The 19,375-nt window shown below is 45.0% G+C and carries 18 protein-coding genes; 5 read left to right on the forward strand and 13 right to left on the reverse strand.

The genetic code is table 11. The features are described from left to right. Positions 1-2: 2 nt before the first annotated feature. The 8 genes from GVN20_RS00460 to GVN20_RS00495 form a co-directional block, all read right to left on the reverse strand. Positions 3-503, reverse strand: coding sequence for a DUF3299 domain-containing protein (locus tag GVN20_RS00460; protein ID WP_166556454.1), 501 nt, complete (start codon positions 501-503; stop codon positions 3-5). A gap of 61 nt (positions 504-564) precedes the next feature. Then, the gene (locus GVN20_RS00465) at positions 565-1,518 is read right to left on the reverse strand and encodes a fasciclin domain-containing protein (RefSeq protein ID WP_166556455.1); all 954 of its coding nucleotides are present in this window, start codon (positions 1,516-1,518) and stop codon (positions 565-567) included. Between the two features lie 120 nt (positions 1,519-1,638). Then, positions 1,639-2,619 carry a porphobilinogen synthase gene (gene hemB / locus GVN20_RS00470; protein ID WP_166556456.1) on the reverse strand — a complete coding sequence of 327 codons (981 nt, stop codon included), beginning with the start codon at positions 2,617-2,619 and terminating at the stop codon, positions 1,639-1,641. 67 nt (positions 2,620-2,686) lie between these two features. Beyond that, on the reverse strand, positions 2,687-3,601 hold the full coding sequence (locus GVN20_RS00475; protein WP_166556457.1) for a PfkB family carbohydrate kinase: 915 nt from the start codon (positions 3,599-3,601) through the stop codon (positions 2,687-2,689). A 104-nt stretch (positions 3,602-3,705) separates the two neighbouring features. Further along, positions 3,706-4,401, reverse strand: coding sequence for a tetratricopeptide repeat protein (locus tag GVN20_RS00480; RefSeq protein ID WP_166556458.1), 696 nt, complete (start codon positions 4,399-4,401; stop codon positions 3,706-3,708). Between the two features lie 308 nt (positions 4,402-4,709). Beyond that, positions 4,710-7,160 carry a tyrosine-protein kinase family protein gene (locus tag GVN20_RS00485; protein WP_166556459.1) on the reverse strand — a complete coding sequence of 817 codons (2,451 nt, stop codon included), beginning with the start codon at positions 7,158-7,160 and terminating at the stop codon, positions 4,710-4,712. A gap of 20 nt (positions 7,161-7,180) precedes the next feature. Next, positions 7,181-7,921 carry a tyrosine-protein phosphatase gene (locus tag GVN20_RS00490; protein ID WP_166556460.1) on the reverse strand — a complete coding sequence of 247 codons (741 nt, stop codon included), beginning with the start codon at positions 7,919-7,921 and terminating at the stop codon, positions 7,181-7,183. 11 nt (positions 7,922-7,932) lie between these two features. Beyond that, positions 7,933-8,721: a polysaccharide biosynthesis/export family protein gene (locus GVN20_RS00495; RefSeq protein ID WP_166556461.1), complete on the reverse strand. Its 789-nt coding sequence runs from the start codon at positions 8,719-8,721 to the stop codon at positions 7,933-7,935. 159 nt (positions 8,722-8,880) lie between these two features. Here GVN20_RS00495 and GVN20_RS00500 point away from each other — a divergent pair, with 159 nt between their 5' ends. Both GVN20_RS00500 and glyA read left to right on the forward strand, forming a co-directional pair. Continuing rightward, positions 8,881-9,456 carry a ribonuclease HII gene (locus tag GVN20_RS00500; protein ID WP_166556462.1) on the forward strand — a complete coding sequence of 192 codons (576 nt, stop codon included), beginning with the start codon at positions 8,881-8,883 and terminating at the stop codon, positions 9,454-9,456. 105 nt (positions 9,457-9,561) lie between these two features. After that, the gene (gene glyA, locus GVN20_RS00505; protein WP_166556463.1) at positions 9,562-10,848 is read left to right on the forward strand and encodes a serine hydroxymethyltransferase; all 1,287 of its coding nucleotides are present in this window, start codon (positions 9,562-9,564) and stop codon (positions 10,846-10,848) included. Between the two features lie 78 nt (positions 10,849-10,926). Here glyA and GVN20_RS00510 read toward each other — a convergent pair whose 3' ends face one another. The 4 genes from GVN20_RS00510 to GVN20_RS00525 all read right to left on the reverse strand — a co-directional run bounded on the left by GVN20_RS00510 (position 10,927) and on the right by GVN20_RS00525 (position 15,240). After that, the gene (locus tag GVN20_RS00510; protein WP_166556464.1) at positions 10,927-11,649 is read right to left on the reverse strand and encodes an RluA family pseudouridine synthase; all 723 of its coding nucleotides are present in this window, start codon (positions 11,647-11,649) and stop codon (positions 10,927-10,929) included. Positions 11,650-11,785: 136 nt separating this feature from the next. After that, complete coding sequence (locus GVN20_RS00515; protein WP_166556465.1) at positions 11,786-13,222, reverse strand: pentapeptide repeat-containing protein; 1,437 nt, start codon at positions 13,220-13,222, stop codon at positions 11,786-11,788. A gap of 142 nt (positions 13,223-13,364) precedes the next feature. After that, positions 13,365-14,252, reverse strand: coding sequence for a hypothetical protein (locus GVN20_RS00520; RefSeq protein ID WP_166556466.1), 888 nt, complete (start codon positions 14,250-14,252; stop codon positions 13,365-13,367). 40 nt (positions 14,253-14,292) lie between these two features. Next, positions 14,293-15,240, reverse strand: coding sequence for a stage II sporulation protein M (locus GVN20_RS00525; protein ID WP_166556467.1), 948 nt, complete (start codon positions 15,238-15,240; stop codon positions 14,293-14,295). 109 nt (positions 15,241-15,349) lie between these two features. Here GVN20_RS00525 and GVN20_RS00530 point away from each other — a divergent pair, with 109 nt between their 5' ends. Continuing rightward, positions 15,350-16,060, forward strand: coding sequence for an RDD family protein (locus GVN20_RS00530; protein WP_166556468.1), 711 nt, complete (start codon positions 15,350-15,352; stop codon positions 16,058-16,060). A 33-nt stretch (positions 16,061-16,093) separates the two neighbouring features. Continuing rightward, positions 16,094-16,525, forward strand: a complete 432-nt coding sequence (locus tag GVN20_RS00535; RefSeq protein ID WP_114067990.1) for a thioesterase family protein — start codon at positions 16,094-16,096, stop codon at positions 16,523-16,525. Between the two features lie 65 nt (positions 16,526-16,590). On the opposite strand, the gene GVN20_RS00540 is transcribed toward GVN20_RS00535, so the two are convergent. Next, entirely contained in the window at positions 16,591-17,445 is an 855-nt protein-coding gene (locus GVN20_RS00540) for a M48 family metallopeptidase (protein ID WP_166556469.1), read from the reverse strand. 202 nt (positions 17,446-17,647) lie between these two features. On the opposite strand from GVN20_RS00540, the gene GVN20_RS00545 reads away from it, so the two are divergent. Then, entirely contained in the window at positions 17,648-19,360 is a 1,713-nt protein-coding gene (locus GVN20_RS00545; RefSeq protein WP_166556470.1) for a GMC oxidoreductase, read from the forward strand. Positions 19,361-19,375: the final 15 nt, after the last annotated feature.

The raw sequence follows: 19,375 nt of genomic DNA on the forward strand, positions 1-19,375 counted from the left end.
TATTACTCTTCTGCAATTTCAGCCCCTTCTAGATTATAGTTTAATTCATAGATGTTATCAGCATTGAGTTTCATCACACCGCGCAGGGTATGCCGTTCGTCGGTTTTGAATTTACGTCCGTTTTTCTTGAACTTCAAGCCAACCACAGATTCTGGACCTGCCCCGCCGCAGAAGAAACACGCGCTAAACGGAAAGGCCGAAAGAGCGTATAAGTTTGATTCTACGTCAATCGGTAAAATATAACCAGTCAACAGTACTTCTTTACCATTGAGTTTATTGACATTCGGGCCAAATGTTGGGTAAAGCATGTAAACCGACTCCTCAGGGTACCATTTTTTCTTGAAAGTAACATCCCGCAGGGTCTCCCATGTGATTTTTACGGGGTTATTTCCAGTAAGTGCCCGATAGCGAAATTTATCACCCGATTCAGACGGTTGTTCAGATTTTACAAATCCTGTGAGGACAACCGAAAACAGGACTAGGGCAGCGACTAAACTTTTCATGCGTTTATTGATTGATTGGCAACAAGTTTAATACAATTTTTAGGGCAATTATGTTCCCGATTTAGGGTTTAGTATATAAAACATGATCAATGGCAAAAATAACGCCATTGGTAGCCGTTATATCTGCTCTGACAACATTGGCCGTGGTGGCGGGGGCAGCGGTTAGCTCGTCCGCAATTTTTATCCCTGTCGCTGACTTTACAATACGGGTTACGTACACGGCATTAAACATTGGCAGGCTGCCTGAAGGCAGTGTCGGTGAAAAATACCGACTCAATGCAATGTGATACGAGACTAGATTGGCCAGTGCCGCTGAAGAAACCGCCGTTGAATTGATTCTTGCCAAATTGAGTCCAGCCGCCTCCATGGCTTGATTTGTGGGTACAAATAGCGTGTAGGAGGGGTCGATGGGGTTGGCTCCCGTAGAATCAGCGAATATTCTCAAACGAGTTTCGCTGGCCACGGCTTTTAAGAGAGCCGCGCGGAAAAGGCTGAATTCAGGCGTATTTTTGAGGAGTTGGCCTACGGTCTGTTGAGGAATACGAATAAGGCCGTTGATTACGTGAACGACTCCGTTTGTGGCATTCAAATCCAATTTGCTGGCTCGAGCCTGATTCAAGTACGCAATTCCATCGTTGTATGTCAAATAAAGTCTGGATTTTGACATCATGCTAACGGGATTGTGCGTGCCAAGCGCCATGCTTGTCGAAGGGTAATTGGAAGTAATGACATGGTTCGTAATCAACGCCCTGACTTGCTCGGCGGGTAAGGCCGTAATGGCCGAAGCATCTGCAAATCCTGCCGCTTTAAATCCCTCATCGGTCGGTGCAAAAAGCGTTACAGTGCTAGTTTTAAAGGCATCTTGCAAACCTGCGTGGCTGATGGCTGCACGCAGCATTCCGAGGTCGTCTTGTTCGAGTAAGATATCTGAAATGCTTTTGGGTTGTGGCTCATCCTGACTACAGCCTGCTGCTAAAAATCCTGCGAGAAAAAAAACACCAATGAGTTTTTTCATTACACTAAACAATGATTAGGTGTAAAATAAACGTAGTTAAGGCTAAAAAGTTAAAATGACCGTAGCCTTTCAACCTTAATACATGTCTAAACGCTTAGAAAAGCCGAAAATTGTTGCACTTTACGCTTGCAAAAGGGCAAATTCTTTGGCAAAATACGTCAGGATAATTTTGGCTCCCGCTCTACGAATGGAGAGCAGGGTTTCGAGCATGGCGCGATTGCCGTCCAACCACCCGTTTTGGGCCGCGGCTTTAATCATAGCATACTCACCAGATACATTGTAGGCAGCAATGGGCAAATCAAAATTTTGATTTAAGGTTTTGATAACATCCAAATACGCCAAGGCGGGTTTAACCATCAGAAAATCAGCGCCTTCTTCGTAATCAAGTGCCGCTTCGATGAGGGCTTCGCGTACGTTGGCGGGGTTCATCTGATAGGTTTTCTTGTCGCCAAAACGCGGTGCAGAGTCGAGTGCATCGCGGAAAGGGCCGTAAAAAGCACTGGCAAATTTGACCGAATACGACATAATGCTGACATCGGTAAAACCTTCTGCATCCAATGCCTGACGGATATACCCAACGCGCCCGTCCATCATATCGCTCGGGCCGAGAATATCAGCGCCAGCGCGGGCTTGTGCCACGGCCATTTTTGCTAAAATATCGAGGGTTTCGTCGTTAAGGATTTTTCCATTTTTAACCAAGCCATCGTGCCCGTCGCTGCTGTATGGGTCCATCGCAACGTCGGTCATCAAGGCCAACTCTGGAAAATTATCCTTTACTGCCTTCAGTGCGTCCAGATAAAAGGTGCCTTCTCGGTAACTTTCAGTAGCGAAAGTATCTTTTTTGTCTTCTGCGTAATTAGGAAACAAATCAATGCACTTAATACCCAAATCCGTTACTTCTTTGAGTTCTTCCAACAACGTGTCGAGGGAGTATCGATAAATACCCGGCATTGATTTGACTTCACTCTTAATGCCCTGACCCTCCATGATAAACATAGGGTAAATAAGGTCATTGACCGATACGGCTGTCTCCTGTACTAAGGCTCGAATGGCCTCCGACTGTCGATTGCGACGCGGACGGCGAATGATGGGATAATTCATAACATCGAACGATTAAGATGAAATTTCTCAAGCCCGATTTTCATCAGACTTGAGAGCACTGATTTTTTTATATCTGAAAATGTGCTAACTGTACAAATTCCTGCACACGAGCCGTGATTTCCTCCTGAGTCAGTCCGACGATTCGCTCGGAGCCAAATTTTTCAACGCAAAAAGAGGCCATTGCCGACCCGTACACGATGGCACGTTTCATGTTTTCAAAACTGATGTCGTCAGTGCTGGCAAGATAACCGATAAAACCACCCGCAAATGTGTCGCCTGCGCCCGTTGGGTCAAATACATCTTCTAAGGGTAGTGCAGGGCAAAAAAACACTTGGTCGCCTTGAAATAACAGTGCACCGTGTTCACCCTTCTTGATAATCAATGTTTTAGGCCCCATTGCCATGACGGTTTTGGCCGCGCGGCGCAGCGAGTAGTCGCCAGAAAGAATACGGGCTTCTTCGTCGTTGATGGTAAGTACGTCTACCATTTTCAAGACAGACTTAAGGTCATCCATGGCAATATCCATCCAAAAATTCATGGTATCAAGCATGACCAATTTGGGGCGCTTTGTGATACGCTCCAGCACCATTTGTTGAATGGCGGGGGCGGTATTGCCAAGCATGAGGTATTGACAGTCTTGGTAAGAATCAGGGATAATGGGGTCAAATTTTTCCATGACATTGAGTTGTACCTCGACAGTGTCGCGGCTGTTCATGTCGTTGTGGTATTTGCCCGACCAAAAGAAAGTTTTCTCGCCCTGTTTGATTTGCAACCCCTCGGTGTCAATGCCATGTTCTTGGAGTAATCCAATCATTTCTTGGGGGAAATCGTCTCCTACAACGGCGACTAAATTGTTTTTTGTTGAAAAATAAGAAGCCGAAAGGGTGATATAAGTGGCGGCGCCGCCAATAATTTTATCCGTTTTGCCAAAAGGAGTTTCGAGCGCATCAAAAGCAACGGAACCAACCGTAAGTAAACTCATGGGAAATGTTGGGGTGTTAAATGTGGGACAAAGTGTGTTGAAAAAGCAAAAGGGATAAAACTGGTGAGTCTTATCCCTTACAATTTTATTTCATCATGAAATGATTATTCTGCTGCACTTTCGAGCAAGCCCTTAAACTTCTTCGCGTTAAGAACTTCGGACGATTGTGGATATTTTTCGATGAGGTTGCCATATACTTCGATGGCCTCCTTATTCTTCTTCGCTTTTTCGTACGCAATACCTAATTTAACCATGTACATAGGTGTAAAATAGGCATTCGGCTTATAATCAACGGCTTTTTGATAATAGCTGATAGCTTCTTCGGCGTTGTTTTTTTCCATGTAAGCATCGCCGATGAGCGAGTAAGCGCGAGCCTGTACCAGCAAATCAGAAGAACTAAACGATTTTAGACGCTCAATGGCTTCGTCAAATTTACCTTGCTTCAGAAGAGCAGTTCCCGCATAAAAGTTGGCCAGATTTCCCGCAGGCGTAACACTGTACTCATCAGCGATAGCCAGCAAGCCAGGGTTTCCGCCGCTGCCTTTGAGGGCTTTATTGAGAGAATCAGATTCGATGGCAAATACAGGGTTGAATAACACCGCCTGTGCTTGCTCGTCTTGGCTGTTCACATACCAGTGATAGCCCAACCATCCTGCCAAAGCTGCTACTATTACGCCACCTACAATAAAAAAGATATTACGGTTTTTTTCGAGGTTTTTCTCGAACTTGGTTAACTCCCCCGCTAAGCCTTCCGGGCTCTCCAAGAACTCTAAACCAGAATCTGTGTCTTTGTTGCTCATTACCATTGATTTCAAATTGGACTGCAAAATTAGGAAAACTGTTGGAAGTCAAAAAGAACTATTTATTTTTTTCGTGAATTCTATCCATTTATCACTAATTTTTTTAATTATTTTCTTAATCGCTTGATGTTAAGTTATTTCGTCTCTTGATTGTTGACTTGCCATTTTGGCGTACGCAAGGGCCTAAAATGGACTAATTACGCCCTTTTCTTATTTCTAGCATAATATCTGGTGCGTAAAGCACTACTTGTGTGGCGGCAAATAGGTGAATCAAATGCGAATTATAGGTTATAGGGCTTGATAAACATTTAGGTACGACTGAATGGCTTTTTTATCCATTGAGCTGCTCTTTTGAGCAACGATTTGCCTTTTTCGCCTTCATCGGTGTAATAGCCGTTGGTTTTTCCGTAGTAATCATACGTGTACTTATAACTGTACCCATAGCCCTTAGAAGCATAATAAGAAGCAGAGGCTAGCGAAGCATAAAGATTATCTCTATAAAAATCGTTGACAATGACGCCCACTGATTTGAGGTCAAATTCTTCCGTAATTTGGTCGGCGAGCAAATACGATTCTTCATTTGAATACAGCCAACGAATAATAAAAATGACCAAATCACTTTTTCTTAGCAGCGGAATATTATCGGAAACCAAACCGATGGGGGCTGTGTCAATTAGTACAAAGTCATATTCTTTTTGGCAGGCTTCAATCATATTTTCGAAGCGGTCATTCTGAATGAGTTCTGTCGGATTAAAAGGCACGGGCCCTGCAGGGATGTAGTCTAAGCCTTCAATCACAGAGTGTTGAATCACCTTTGCGTAATCTTCCACTTTTTTTGTCAAAAAGGTGCTGAGGCCAACTTTATTGTTGTTGTTGAAGAATCGATGCAGTTTTGAGCGACGTAAATCCGAGACAATAATTAATACTTTTTTGCCTACTTTGGTCAGTGAGGTTGCCAGATTAATGGTAACAAAAGATTTTCCTTCGCCCGATACTTCCGATGTAATCACAATCATTTTTCCTTTCGTATCCTCACTATTGATGAGAAAATTTAGATTGGTTCGTACGCTATTGACCGATTCGGCAAAGAGCGAGCGATTGTCTAAGAAGTGTAAAAGGTCTTTTTCGTTATTTTGGACCTTTTCTCCGTAGCGGTGAATAGTACCCAGTAAATTGACATTGCTGTTTTGACCGATTTTGGGAATCTCAGTAAACTTCCCGTTGAGGTAGCGCGCCAAAAAGATAGACCCCATTCCTATAAGCAAGCCAAGCAGGATAGATGATAATAGCAATCGGGCGGATCGCGGGTATACTTTGTAGGAGTCGGTTCTGGTTAATACCGTAAAGGAAGGTAACATCCCTGCCTTCACGATGGAGGTTTCGATTTCTTTGTTGATAAGAAGAAGGTAAATCTTTTCGTTGACGTCGCGGTCGTTTTGAAGGTAGCTCAACTCGCGCTCCACAGAAGGCAGCGCATTCATGCGGCTTTCGAGCAGCGATAAATTCTCGTTGATGATTTTAAGCGTACCTTCGTTTTTTTGGCGTTGGAGCTTGATGTTACTCAAAATTTGCTCGCGCAGGTGTTCAATTTCATCGTCGGTGGCTTTGACAACGGGATTGTTTACGCTCAGGTTTTTGCCGATGGTGAGGCCTTTGCGGTCCAAAATCAGTTTGTTTAGTTCAGTCACCAACCTTACCAGCACGCCGTCGCTGTTGTTGTCAAGGCCAATGTTGCCAATATTGATGGGTTCAAAACGGTTAGAAAGGCTTTGTTCGAGAAGATTGATGTATGACTTCTGGATTTCGAGCATATTCTTTTGGGTTTTGAAACCCGTAATCTGATTCATCACGTCCGACATCGACGCCTGTAAATTGGGCACTGACCGGCCCTGTTTGTACTTTTCTAGTTCAGAAGATGATTTTCGCAACGCATCAAAGTATATTTTGATTTGTTCACGAATAAAATCAATGGTCAGATTGGAAGAGCGCTTCTTTTGTTCGAGGTTGTATTTTTGGTAGGATTCAATCAGATTTTGCAAAAAATCCTGCGTGAATTTCCGATTGTGGTACGTAAATGAAATCGTCAGAATTGGCATGTTTTGCTCAGCTTCTTCTACGTAAATCAGGTCGTCCATGCGTTCGCGCATGGCGTAAATATCATTGTAAGTAAACCCGTAATCTTGGGTGAAGGTAGCTACTGAATTGACTTTAAACGACAGGCCTTTGACCGCAATTAAGGTGTCTTTGGCTAAGTCAAAACGACTGATTTCTTCGCTTAATTCTGTCTTATACGTAATTATACCACTGGGCTGGATTTCAAACTTGCCGTACTCATATTCACTTGATTCATACGAGACGATTTCGGCCGTAAACGGCTTAAACGGATAAACATCTTCGGTCAGGAAGGTAGACTCACTATAAAACGTAAAAGGATATTTGAGGCGCTCTACGGCGCCATTGATAACCTCCTCTGATTTGATAACGTATTTTTCGGTTAGGTATTCCTGAACACTTGCGTCAGGTTGGATGAGTTTATTTAGCTCATCTATTTCCGTCTGTTTTTCATTGTATCTCAAAAGTACTTCGGCCACATAGCGCGGCTTGGCTACTTGTAAAAAGATAATACAGCTAACGGTGGTGACGGTTAGAGCCCCCAAAATCCAGTACCAGCGACTCCAAAGGACCCGCAAGATGCGTTTTACGTCAATGTCTGCGGATACTTCTACATATCTATCCCGCGATTTATTCTCATTCTGCATAGAGGCGTCACCAAAACTTTTTAGCCCAGACGGTTGAGCAAAGGTAATTGTTGTATGTTGTCAAAGAGAGGATTTTGCGTCAATTCACTTAATTTTTGCAAATGCCGTAGTCCGTGGGCGTCCGTTCCGACGGCATCAATGTAATCTGCTTCCAGCAATTGCTCGGCGGCCCGCCGTTCGGACGCTCCGTAAAACCCCGTCAATGATAATAGATTGAGTTGAAAACAGACCCCGCTGTTTTTCCAAAGACTCCATTCTTTCGGCTTGTTGTGCCAATAACGATAGCGTTCAGGATGGGCTAAAAGGGGGGTATAACCCTTTTTCTGAAGCATTTCGGCCAACTTAACGCCCCAAAGGCTGGCGTTTTGCATGGGTAATTCAAACAAAATGTACTGATTTTCAATAGGTAATAATTGACCGTGTGTGATGAGTTCAAAAAAATTTTCATCGGCATAATACTCCGCCGACGCTTCTAAAACCAACGGCAAGTTATGCGTTTGAATCAGGTTTTGTACTTTTTGAGAAGCGGCTGTGATTGTCTCGTGGGTATTTTTATAAAAATCGGCCCGTACATGAGGGGTAGCCACTATTTTTTTGATACCCATTTGTACATAATAATGCAGCATTTCTAAACTCTGTTCTTCGTTTTGACTGCCATCATCAATTCCGGGCAGAATGTGGCAATGCCAATCGCTTTCGATGGCTGCCAGCGATACGGCCTGCGGAGATTTGCTTTTGGAACCTTTTAAAAACGAAAACATAGAGGGTGGAATCAGTTTCGGCTGATGGTTATGTAAAGCCCAAGTAATATAGCTATTGCATTTAAAGTTAGGGCAATAGGTTGTAAAATGCTGGAGAATTTTTGGTTTTTTATCACCCTTAAACTGCTTTTGGATGGGGGTATAAACACATAGTCGCCATCAAAAATCGGGATGTTGGCCACAGCTGGGTCGCTCAGATTTCGAACATCATAACTGATTTCTTGTTGCATACCTGAGCGGGTACGAATCAGCTTGATGGTATTGTCAGCGATGGTAAAATCAATTCCGCCCGACATCGCAATGACTTCTCCCAAGGTTATTTTTTCCATATCCATGGTAATGACTCCTTGCTTAGCCACCGCTCCCAACACCTGAATACGACGATTGGTGATTTCAACGTCAAAAACGGGGTTATTTATCAATTGTTGATATTGCTTCTCTATTGCCGCTGCCGCTTCGGCTTTGGTAAGTCCAGTCAGGCTGATGCGCCCCACTTGGGGCAGAATGATTTGGCCTTTTAAATCTACCGTAGCGAAATACGCGGGCGTACCGCTTGCCTGTCCGCCCGTCATAGGAGAATTTCCCACCGTAATATTTCCACCTTGCGGATAGATAATTTCGAGGGCATTTAGACTCTGAATACGGAGTTTATCGCCCACTTTAATACGATAAACGGAGGTGTCTTTGGGAATCCCAAAATAGTTTGTACTGATAATTCCGCTTGTTTTTAGGGTGTCAGTGGCGCTTTTTTGGGCCACAACCTGAAAACACAACAGTATAAATAATAATGTTAAACGCATAGCAAAAATAGAAAAGGAGATATAACCTCGAAACAAAATTAAGTAAATTGCCCGCCAGACCAAAATTGCGACCGACGTCAAAGGTATGACCTTAAATTATATACGTCTGTTTGAAGGTCAATGTCTGTTATTGCAACCGTTTTATTTTCTAAAAACAACATGCTAAAACCTTTTTATCATCCACATCTCATTGAAGCTGGGCTCGACGAAGTAGGGCGTGGATGTTTGGCGGGCCCCGTGGTAGCGGCGGCGGTTGTTTTACCCAAAGACTACACGAATCCTTTGCTCAATGATTCTAAGCAGCTTACCAAAGCGCAGCGTAACCAACTGCGTAATGAAATCACCGAAGCGGCCTTGGCTTGGGCCGTAGCAGAGGTCTCTAATCAAGAAATTGACCAAATCAATATTCTAAAAGCTAGTTTTTTGGCTATGCACCGTGCGCTAGACCAGCTGGAGATGCGCCCCGAACATTTGTTGGTGGATGGAAATCGTTTTACGACTTACCCTTTTGTAGCGCATACTTGTATTGTGAAAGGAGATGCTAAATTTATGAGTATAGCGGCGGCGTCGGTGCTGGCAAAAACCTACCGTGACGACCTCATGGAGCGGCTTTCCGAAGAATTTCCACAGTACGGTTGGGCCAGAAATGTGGGGTATCCTACTCCTGTTCATCGGCGAGCCATTAAGGAGTTTGGCCCCTGTCACCACCATCGAATGTCATTTAAGTTAATATGAATTTCAAAGGTTTACAGAATAACACTGTAAGTTTTAACGCGTCTTTGTACCTTTGCCGAAACATTTCCCCATTTTGTATTTCGTAAATCCCAAATTGTAAATCCAATGGTTGCTACGACAACAGGGCGCGACACCCAAATATTTGATTTGATCGCTAAAGAACACCACCGCCAAGAGTCGGGTATTGAACTGATTGCTTCCGAAAACTTTACTTCTAAGCAAGTAATGGAAGCTCAGGGAAGCGTGTTGACCAATAAATACGCCGAGGGCTTGCCCGGCAAACGTTACTACGGTGGCTGCGAAGTAGTAGATCAAATTGAGCAGATTGCGATTGACCGCCTCAAAGAATTGTTTGGAGCCTCTTGGGCCAACGTACAGCCCCACTCGGGAGCTCAGGCCAACACGGCAGTGTTTTTGGCGTGCTTGCAGCCCGGTGATAAAATTTTAGGCTTCAACTTAGCGCACGGTGGTCACTTGACCCACGGCTCACCAGTCAACATTTCTGGTAAATATTTTCAGCCGTTTTTCTACGGAGTAGAGCAGGAAACCGGACTGATTGATTGGGACAAAGTAGAGGCTACTGCCCTCAAAGAGCGCCCCAAAATGATGATTTGCGGGGCTTCTGCTTACAGCCGCGATTGGGATTACGTGCGCCTGCGGGCTATTGCCGACCAAATCGGCGCGGTTCTTTTGGCGGATATTTCGCACCCAGCGGGCCTGATTGCCAAAGGATTATTGAATGACCCGCTTGAGCATTGCCACATCGTAACCACGACTACGCACAAAACCCTGCGCGGACCGCGCGGCGGGGTGATTATGTTGCGGAATGACTTCCCCAATCCGTTTGGTATTACTACACCCAAAGGAGAGATTCGTATGATGTCGTCGTTGCTTGACTCTGGCGTATTTCCAGGTACACAGGGCGGCCCGTTGGAGCATGTGATTGCGGCCAAAGCGGTTGCTTTTGGCGAAGCATTGAGCGATGATTATACCGAATATGCCGTTCAGGTACGTAAAAACGCGCAGGCTATGGCCGCCGCGTTTGTAGAAAAAGGCTACAAAATTATTTCGGGAGGTACAGATAACCACTTGATGTTGATTGATTTGAGCTCCAAAGGATTGACGGGTAAGTTGGCTGAGAATACCCTTATCAAGGCAGATATTACGGTAAACAAAAACATGGTGCCGTTTGATACTAAATCACCGATGGTCACCTCGGGAATGCGCGTCGGAACGCCGGCCATGACCACTCGTGGCCTCAAAGAAGCCGATATGGAGCGCATTGTTGATTTGATGGATACGGTATTAATGAATGCCGACAACGACGCAAAAATCGAAGCCGTAAAGCAGGAAGTAAACGACTGGATGGCAAAAGTGCCTCTCTATTTATAAGAAATCAGTCTTCAGTTTACAGTAGGCAGTAAATAATGCAAAACTTTGTTTTTGTACTGCCTACTGTAAACTGCCTACTTAATTATTCTTCTCCAACAACTTCACCAATACTGCAAAGTCTTTGGGGTAAGGGGCTTCTATCTTAACGGTTTCGCCGTTCATTAACTGAAACGAAAGCGAAAAAGCGTGCAGCGCTACTCGTTGCATGATGGGACGCTCTTCGGTCTCTTGCTTTAATTTATAATCCTTTTTCAATGAAGACAAAAGCACGTTGGCGCCGCCGTAAGTTGGGTCGCACACGATGGGTGCTTTGAGGCATTGCAGGTGGATACGTATCTGGTGCATCCGGCCCGTGATAGGAATACATTCCACCAATGTGTGTCGGCGAAAGGCTTTAAGTGTAAAGAACACGGTTTCGGCCGCCTTCCCTTTTTGACGGTCAATCTTTACGGCGGTGCCATCTTTTACGGGTGAAATTGGTAAAAACACCGAAATACTGTCAAAATCGTGGAGGCCGTTGGCCACGGCGTGGTAGCGCTTGGTCACTTCGCGGTGTTCAAACTGCATGGCCAAATGACGGTAGGCCTCGGGATTTTTAGCGATAGCCAATGCTCCAGAGGTTTCTTTATCCAATCGGTGTCCTACCTGGGCGTCAAAACTATATTCCTTAGCCATACGCAGAATACTCACCGACTTGTCGGCGGTACGTTCATTAATGGTGGCTACGTGCGGTGGTTTATTGATAACGATGTAATCTTCGTTTTCAAATAATATCAAATCTTTAAAATCAAATTTTGTCATTTATTGGGGGTCCTGCTATTGTGGGAGGATAAAACCAAAACCAAAAGAAGCGGTTGGGAATTCCGAACTTTGCTTAGAAAGGTGCGTTTTTTTAGTAATTGCCACAAAATTAGCCTTTTATTTGACGACTTACCAACTACGGCGTAAAAGGCAAGTCAAGAATGACTTGTTTGAGGGGAATATTTTGGAGGGACACCGCCGCTTTGCCGCCATACAGTAGCTTGAGTTTGTTCTGAACACTTTGCAAACCATACCCGCCGCTGATAGGCTCGGGAAAGCTAGGACCGTTGTCATGGACCGTAATTCGCAGCAGGTTTTGTTCTTTAGTGACTCGGACTTCAATCACGCCGCGGTCGGCAATACGCGCAATTCCGTGTTTGATGGCATTTTCAACTACGGGCTGAATTAAAAAACGGGGAACGGGTATGTTTCGGAGCGTTTCGTCGCGAACAATTATTTTAAAGGACAGACGGTCACCGAAGCGCACTTGCTCAATTTCGAGGTAGGTTGCGACCATTTCTAATTCGTTGTCGAGGGAATCAAAATAATCCGCTTTTTTATTGGTCACGTATCGGAATAATTTCGATAGCAGCAACGTCATTTGCTCGGCTTTGTCAGGGTCAAGATGAACCAAACTTGCGATGCTGTTGAGAGAGTTATACAAAAAATGAGGGTTGATTTTGGCCTGAAGCGCTTCCAATTCGGCTTTGGTTTTTGATTTTTCCAATTCCGAAAGTTGCAGTTCTTGCTCGGTAATGATGAGCGTAAGCTGTTTGCCCTGTTTTTGAAAATAATGAAAAACGTTGGCGACAAAAATCGGGCACAGGACGTACACGTACCAAGGCGCGCTGTTGGTGACTTGATTTGGGAATTTTTCCAGCACATCGCTAATGATTTTGTCGCCGAATTGAAAATAAGAAAATGTTATTAAGCCCAAATAGCCAATTCCCACAATCAACGACAGTGTCAAGTGTTGAATCCAAGGGGCTTTAAAATACTTTTCTAATGGGCCAGAGAGCCAATTGGTTATGAGGACTGTAATGATTCCACCCGAAATATTATTGCCAACAATGTATTGATTGAGCATGGCCAAGCGTGGGTCGGAGGCGGTCAGAATCTGGTGCGTAAAATAAATGACCGCACTGACTCCGTAGAAAATAAATGCTCCGATAAAAATCCCGATGACGGTCCCAAACCAGCCTGTTCGGTATAAAAAATGGGTAAGAGAGGCAAAACGGTCGGTGGGGTTTCTTTTGCTGATACCTGAGAAACTGAAGTTTGCTCCCGCAATTTTAGCGTTGGTGAGGTTGGCTTCGACCAGCGACGAGAAGCTTAAATTGGCATCGGTCAGGTCAGCATTTTCAAAATTGGCATCGTCAAGATTTGAAAAACTGAGGTTTGTTTTCTTTAAAATTGAATTGCTGAAATTAACCCCTGACAAATCAGAAAATCGAAAATCTGCTCCCGACAAATCCATTCCGCTCAAATCCATGCCCGTTATCTCCGTTTTACGAAAATTGGAACGGGCATTTTTGAGGTCTTCGTAAATTTGGTCGCGCGAGGCCGATTTCATTTCTGTACAACGGATTCGTGGTGCATGTATTTCAATAAAAATACAAATCAATAAGCAAACAGGCGGTTTGTTTTTGACAAATCAATGTATCGAAGGGGTGAAGTCCGTAATTCTTCTGACAAATCTTCTCCTCCATTCGTTATTAAAACTCTTCTTCTCGGCGGTCAATTCTCGGTGTGTCGTTTTTGCCGATGTCTTGAATCGCGCCCATAATCCCCGAACCATCCCGACGTTCTACTAAATTATAATACTGAAATCCTACTGCTACCAGCACCAATGACCGCACTAGAACAGAACCCACGGTTCCGATTACCCCGCCCACGGTAGTCCAGAAAGTATTGATGCCATCGCCGATTTGAAGAATTGAAGAAAACGTAACAATCAGCGTCGGAATCTGAAACACATAACCTATAATACCTGAGATGATTCCCATAATCATCAACAGCCCAAATGTAGACCACCATTTATCATTAATAAGATAAAAACACCGCCGAAACGTAGCTTCCAGACCCAGGTTTTCGCGCATCATGACCATGTACATTAGCGAGAGCGTAACCCCCACGTAGATGCCTGGAATGAGAAAAAACATCGTTGCTACAATCACGGCTGCTACCATCACAATGCTGAATCCTACGCCTTTCCCAATGTGTTCTTTTACTCGGTTCCACATGATTTCGGGCGTAATGTCTCGGCTCCCTTTTTCATATTCAATCAAGTAGGCGTTGACCACTAGCGTGGCAGCTAGACCCGCCGCTCCCAAAAAGATGAACAGTAGCAACATGGATGAACCCATGGAATAGATACTAGAAAGGGAGCTGTCGACGTCGTCGGAGCCTAAGATTTGCTGTTGGAGTGAGAGCATATTGGACTGGTACGCGCCCATAAAAAAGCCGCCAATCAGCGCTGGTGGGCCCGCAATGTACAAAAGAGAAAGCATCAACGGCTTGAAATTCTGGATGATAAACTCAAATGTTACATTGATTTTTTGTCCAAAATCGCGCTCCTGTTGTAATTGGATAGGTGGTTTCATCGGTTAGAAAGTTAAGAGGAGATGGTTCGTTAGGAGGGAATTAAGAGAGGGTCGTTTGTCGGTAAATTTTGCGCGGGTAAATAACAAAATACCACACGATAAACAAGGCCGAAGCAATAATGATGACGCTGCTGACTACGGGATGCAAGGTAAGCCGGGTAATAAAACTTTCTAAAAAACCCGCAGCAATAAAGACGGGTACCAAGCCAATAACAATTTTCATGCCCTTTTTTGCACCCTGTTTAAAGGATTCTAGCCGGCTGTAAGTGCCGGGGAAAAGTAAACTGTGGCCCATTACCAATCCAGCAGCTCCCGCAATCACAATGGCGGAGATTTCGAGCGTACCGTGAATCCATATTTTCAAAACAGAAGTCAATAGCAGGTCGCGCTCAAAGAAAAAGTACTGAAAAGAACCCAACATAACGCCATTTTGGAATAGTACAGCGATTGTGCCAAACGAAAAAAAAGCCCCCAACGCAAACGCGACAAACGAAACTTTAATGTTGTTGACGGTGATTTGCATAAACATATCGGCTTGGCCTGTACCGCCATAAATAGCTAACGGGTCGCCATTCTTAATGTTTTCAAGAGTTTGATTTACGTACGCATCGCCCATGATGAGTCTTACGTAAGTATCGTCGTGAGCCGCCGATAGCCAGCCCAGAATACACGCACCGAAAAAAAACAAGAATGAATACAACAACTTAAACCGCGATTCAAACAGCAACAGAGGCAGCTCGTATCTCCAAAAAGCGGCAATACGGTTGCGGTCTTCCTGGCGGTTGGAATAGAGTTTTTGATGAAACTGAGCCGCCACCCCGTTGAGATAACGCGTTACGGTGGACTTGGGATAGAACGTCCGGGCGTACGAAAGGTCATCGGTCAACTCAATGAATCGCTCCGTAAGCTGGTCGGGGTCATGGGCGGGGGTAGACTCGTATTCGTGCCACTTTTCCGTATTTCGTTTGACAAAAACAGCTTCTTTCATTAAAATGAATAAATGATAGAATGAGTAAATAAACGAATTGTCTATTTTGCGGAAAAGTTATAAAAAACTATTCACTCATTCACAAATTCATCCTTTTCCACCCAAAAAAATGTCTGTCCGTATCCAAACTTCCCAAAATGTTGAATTAGAATATGAACCAGCCAGTGTGGGAGACCGTATTTTGGCGACCATCATCGACCGATTGATTTATTTGGGGTGGGCTATGGCGTGGTTTGGGTTGTTTTCTTTGCTCAAACTGGGCGATGATCAATCCATGTTTTTGATGGTTTTAACTATCATCTTGCCCGTTTTACTTTATCCTTTGCTTGCCGAATATTTTTTAAATGGACAAACGTTGGGAAAACGGGCCATGAATATTCGGGTGGTGCGCTTGGACGGCAACAAGCCAACGCTCAGTGCATATCTGTTGCGGTGGCTATTGTTGATTATTGACACGGGTATTTTTACGCCGATTGTGGCCATTATTGCGATAGCGGCCAATGGGAAAGGCCAGCGGATAGGCGACATTGCGGCGGGTACGACCGTCATAAAAACGACCAAACACGTAAAGCTAAGCCAAGTGGTGTATCAGGAACTGCCGGAAGACTATAAAGTTACTTATGCAGAAGCCGCACAATTGAATGATCGGGATATTGAAACCATTCGGCAGGTACTTAGAAGACGTAATGAAGAATTGACGGTCCAAACGGCCGAAAAGGTGTCGAATGTGCTGAGTATCAATAATGTCACCGAGCCGCGTACTTTTCTGCTGACCATCATTAACGATTACACGTATTTGGCTTCTCAGGAAAATAATTGATTGAATTTACAATACTGAAACGCCCCTAAAAACATGCTTTTTATTCAGGAATTTATCAAAGACTATCCTTCTTATCTCGAACTGCCCGTTCAGTGGGGGGATATGGATGCCATGCAGCATGTAAACAATGTTTCGTACCTGCGGTATATGGAGTCGGGCCGAATTCGTTTTTTTAGTGATTTTTTACAATTAGCGGCCTTACCAGAAGGAATTGGACCTATTTTGGCCGAAATAAACTGCCGCTATAAGTTTCCTGTCACGTATCCTGATACGGTTGTGGTGGCGTCGCGGGTCAAACCTGAGTCGGTGGATGAATTCAGTATTCAATTGCAACAACTGGTCATCAGTACACGCCATGAGCGCATCGCGGCCGAGGGTGTTGCCAGGGTAGTATTTTATGACTATGCCCAAAAAAAGAAAGCCCCCATTCCGGAGGCCATCAGAGCACGACTTTTGAAAGGGTAAGAGAATGTCGTAACGTCGTCGAGGATTAGGCGTCCCCGTTCAAAACCTCGACGACGTTGTGTTTGCTATCGTCTTCCCGTTGATTTAGTATTTCCCGTCGATTTGTTATAAAGCTTCACTGCATCGGGCATCAACTTCTGAAGGTTGGATACGCGGCTATTATCAGCGGGGTGGGTTGAGAGCCACTGTGGAGGTTTCTGACCACCACTTGCCTGCGCCATCCGTTGCCAAAAATCAACGGCAGCGCGTGGGTCATAGCCTGCCATGGCCATAAACGTAAGTCCCAAACGGTCGGCTTCACTTTCCTGATTGCGGCTATTGGGTAAAATATACCCCACACTGGCCGCCGCTGGGGCCGCTATCCCGTACAGACCCATCCAAATGTTTTGGGTTTCTTGGGGCTTGTTGGCCATCGCTACGCCCAATCCTACTTGACCAGCAGTGAGCGCTCCCTGTGCGAGCAACCCCTGGCTCATGCGCTCAGCGCCGTGACTGGCAATGGCGTGTGATATTTCGTGGCCCATCACCACGGCAATGCCCGTTTCATCGCGGCAAATGGGCAAAATCCCTGTGTAAAAAACCACTTTCCCGCCGGGCATACACCAAGCGTTGACGGCTTTGTTTTCGATGACGTTAAACTCCCATTGAAACCCTTCCAGTACTTGACTGTAGTTATTGGCAGTCAAATAGGCTTCAACGGATTTTTTGATGCGTTGCCCAGCGCGTTTGACCATTTCTACCTGAGCACCGTTTCTTAGCACTTTGCTAGTGTCGAGTACTTCTTTGTAGCTGCTGAAACTCATGGGTAATAGCTCTTTACTGTTGATGAGCATCAACTGATTACGGCCCGTGAGCGGCACTTTTTGGCACGCAACCACGAAAACCAACGATGCGAAAGAAGCAATTATGAACTTTTTCATTTTGATGTAGAGATTAGTGAATTTCGAATAAGGCAGCGAATAAATAATGCTGCACAGAGAATGCTTAAAAAAGTGTGCCAGTAGGGTAGGAAAGTGTGGAATTATTTACACACCCACACCTTTTATTCCCATCATAAATCTTAGTACCTTCGAATTCCTGAATTTACTTTTTGTAGTTGTTTATAAAAGAAACCGTTTCTATATGTATTTGAATATCAACGCTCAAAAACAAAACACTTACGACGCCATCGTTATCGGGTCGGGTATATCGGGCGGCTGGGCGGCCAAAGAGCTCTGTGAAAAAGGCTTGCGTACGCTGGTGCTGGAGCGCGGGCGCGATGTAAACCACATCACTGATTACCCCACGGCCATGAAAAATCCGTGGGAATTTGAGCACCATAATCGCCTTCCGCCGTCGTTTAGGGAAGAAAACCCCATTGCAAGTAAGTGCTACGCGTTGGACGAAGCCACACAGCAGTTTTTTACTAAAGATGCTGAGCAACCCTATATTCAGGAAAAACCCTTTGACTGGATTCGGGCGTATCAGGTAGGCGGTAAATCGCTTTTGTGGGCGCGGCAGGTGCAGCGTTGGAGTAAGTTTGATTTCGAAGGGCCCGCCCGTGATGGCTTCGCTGTGCCTTGGCCTGTTACCTATGACGAAATGGCCCCTTGGTACAGTTATGTAGAACGATTTGCCGGCATCAGTGGCAATAAAGACGGATTGGAGGGGTTGCCCGATGGGGAATTTTTACCCCCGTGGGAATTAAACTGCGTTGAGAAGCACCTGCAAAAATCGCTGAACGCTAATTATACCGACCGTCACCTTATCATTGGTCGCTGTGCGCACCTCACCAAGCCACAGCCTTGGCATACGGCCCTTGGCCGGGCGCAGTGTCAGGCGCGGCATTTGTGCTACCGGGGTTGTCCTTTTGGTGCGTATTTTAGTTCACAATCGTCTACCTTGCCCGCGGCACGCAAAACGGGAAAGCTCACACTGAGGCCGCATTCGGTAGTTCATTCCATTATTTATGACGAAAAACTGGGCAAAGCCTCAGGCGTTCGGATTATTGATGCCAATACCAAGGAGGTGATTGAATATTACGCAAAAATCATTTTTCTGAATGCTTCTTGTTTGGCAAGCAACCAGATTTTGCTCAATTCAACCTCCAACCGCTTTTCGGCAGGGCTGGGAAATGACAATGGACTGCTCGGTCATTATGTGGCTTTTCACAATTATCGCGGAAACGTTTATGCCGATATTGATGGCTTTGAAGATCAATATTATTTTGGTCGGCGGCCAACGTCGGGTTTTATGCCACGTTATCAGAATGTGCATAAACAAGAAACCGACTTCTTGCGGGGGTATCTCGTGGCGCTGAGCGCGGCCCGTGGTGGCTGGGGAAATGCAGCGGGGCAAGAAGGCTTTGGAGCCGAATGGAAAGAGAAAAATAGCCAGCCTGGTCCGTGGCATTTGTACGTGCAGATTCAGGCCGAAACAATTCCGAAGTTTGAAAACCATTTACGACTCAGCCCAGACCACAAAGATAAATACGGTATTCCGCAGTTGATTACGTCGGTAGGATACGATGACAATGACCTGAAAATCATCAAGCACTTTCATACCACAGTGGCCGAAATGTTGGACAAAGCAAGTTTTAAAAATATTCGTTTGGTAGATGATAAACGTAATCCTGGATTGGATATTCACGAAATGGGTGGTGTAAGGATGGGTGCTGACCCCAAAACCTCGCTGGTCAATAAATGGAATCAATTGCACGCCTGTAAAAATGTATTTGTTACCGACGGGGCAGCCATGACCTCCATCGGCACCCAAAACCCCTCTTTGACGTTTATGGCGTTTACGGCCCGGGCGGCTAATCACGCCGTTGAGGAAATGAAGAAAAAGAATTTGTAGTTTTGTGCATTAGTT

It is taken from the genome of Runella sp. CRIBMP (genome assembly GCF_009905605.1).
Classification (GTDB): Bacteria; Bacteroidota; Bacteroidia; order Cytophagales; family Spirosomataceae; genus Runella.

Bases quoted from the DNA above. Each gene is read 5' to 3' on its own strand.
- GVN20_RS00460 (WP_166556454.1), bottom strand. From the start codon at position 503: ATGAAAAGTTTAGTCGCTGCCCTAGTCCTGTTTTCGGTTGTCCTCACA.
- GVN20_RS00465 (WP_166556455.1), bottom strand. From the start codon at position 1,518: ATGAAAAAACTCATTGGTGTTTTTTTTCTCGCAGGATTTTTAGCAGCA.
- hemB (WP_166556456.1), bottom strand. From the start codon at position 2,619: ATGAATTATCCCATCATTCGCCGTCCGCGTCGCAATCGACAGTCGGAG.
- GVN20_RS00475 (WP_166556457.1), bottom strand. From the start codon at position 3,601: ATGAGTTTACTTACGGTTGGTTCCGTTGCTTTTGATGCGCTCGAAACT.
- GVN20_RS00480 (WP_166556458.1), bottom strand. From the start codon at position 4,401: ATGAGCAACAAAGACACAGATTCTGGTTTAGAGTTCTTGGAGAGCCCG.
- GVN20_RS00485 (WP_166556459.1), bottom strand. From the start codon at position 7,160: ATGCAGAATGAGAATAAATCGCGGGATAGATATGTAGAAGTATCCGCA.
- GVN20_RS00490 (WP_166556460.1), bottom strand. From the start codon at position 7,921: ATGTTTTCGTTTTTAAAAGGTTCCAAAAGCAAATCTCCGCAGGCCGTA.
- GVN20_RS00495 (WP_166556461.1), bottom strand. From the start codon at position 8,721: ATGCGTTTAACATTATTATTTATACTGTTGTGTTTTCAGGTTGTGGCC.
- GVN20_RS00500 (WP_166556462.1), top strand. From the start codon at position 8,881: ATGCTAAAACCTTTTTATCATCCACATCTCATTGAAGCTGGGCTCGAC.
- glyA (WP_166556463.1), top strand. From the start codon at position 9,562: ATGGTTGCTACGACAACAGGGCGCGACACCCAAATATTTGATTTGATC.
- GVN20_RS00510 (WP_166556464.1), bottom strand. From the start codon at position 11,649: ATGACAAAATTTGATTTTAAAGATTTGATATTATTTGAAAACGAAGAT.
- GVN20_RS00515 (WP_166556465.1), bottom strand. From the start codon at position 13,222: ATGAAATCGGCCTCGCGCGACCAAATTTACGAAGACCTCAAAAATGCC.
- GVN20_RS00520 (WP_166556466.1), bottom strand. From the start codon at position 14,252: ATGAAACCACCTATCCAATTACAACAGGAGCGCGATTTTGGACAAAAA.
- GVN20_RS00525 (WP_166556467.1), bottom strand. From the start codon at position 15,240: ATGAAAGAAGCTGTTTTTGTCAAACGAAATACGGAAAAGTGGCACGAA.
- GVN20_RS00530 (WP_166556468.1), top strand. From the start codon at position 15,350: ATGTCTGTCCGTATCCAAACTTCCCAAAATGTTGAATTAGAATATGAA.
- GVN20_RS00535 (WP_114067990.1), top strand. From the start codon at position 16,094: ATGCTTTTTATTCAGGAATTTATCAAAGACTATCCTTCTTATCTCGAA.
- GVN20_RS00540 (WP_166556469.1), bottom strand. From the start codon at position 17,445: ATGAAAAAGTTCATAATTGCTTCTTTCGCATCGTTGGTTTTCGTGGTT.
- GVN20_RS00545 (WP_166556470.1), top strand. From the start codon at position 17,648: ATGTATTTGAATATCAACGCTCAAAAACAAAACACTTACGACGCCATC.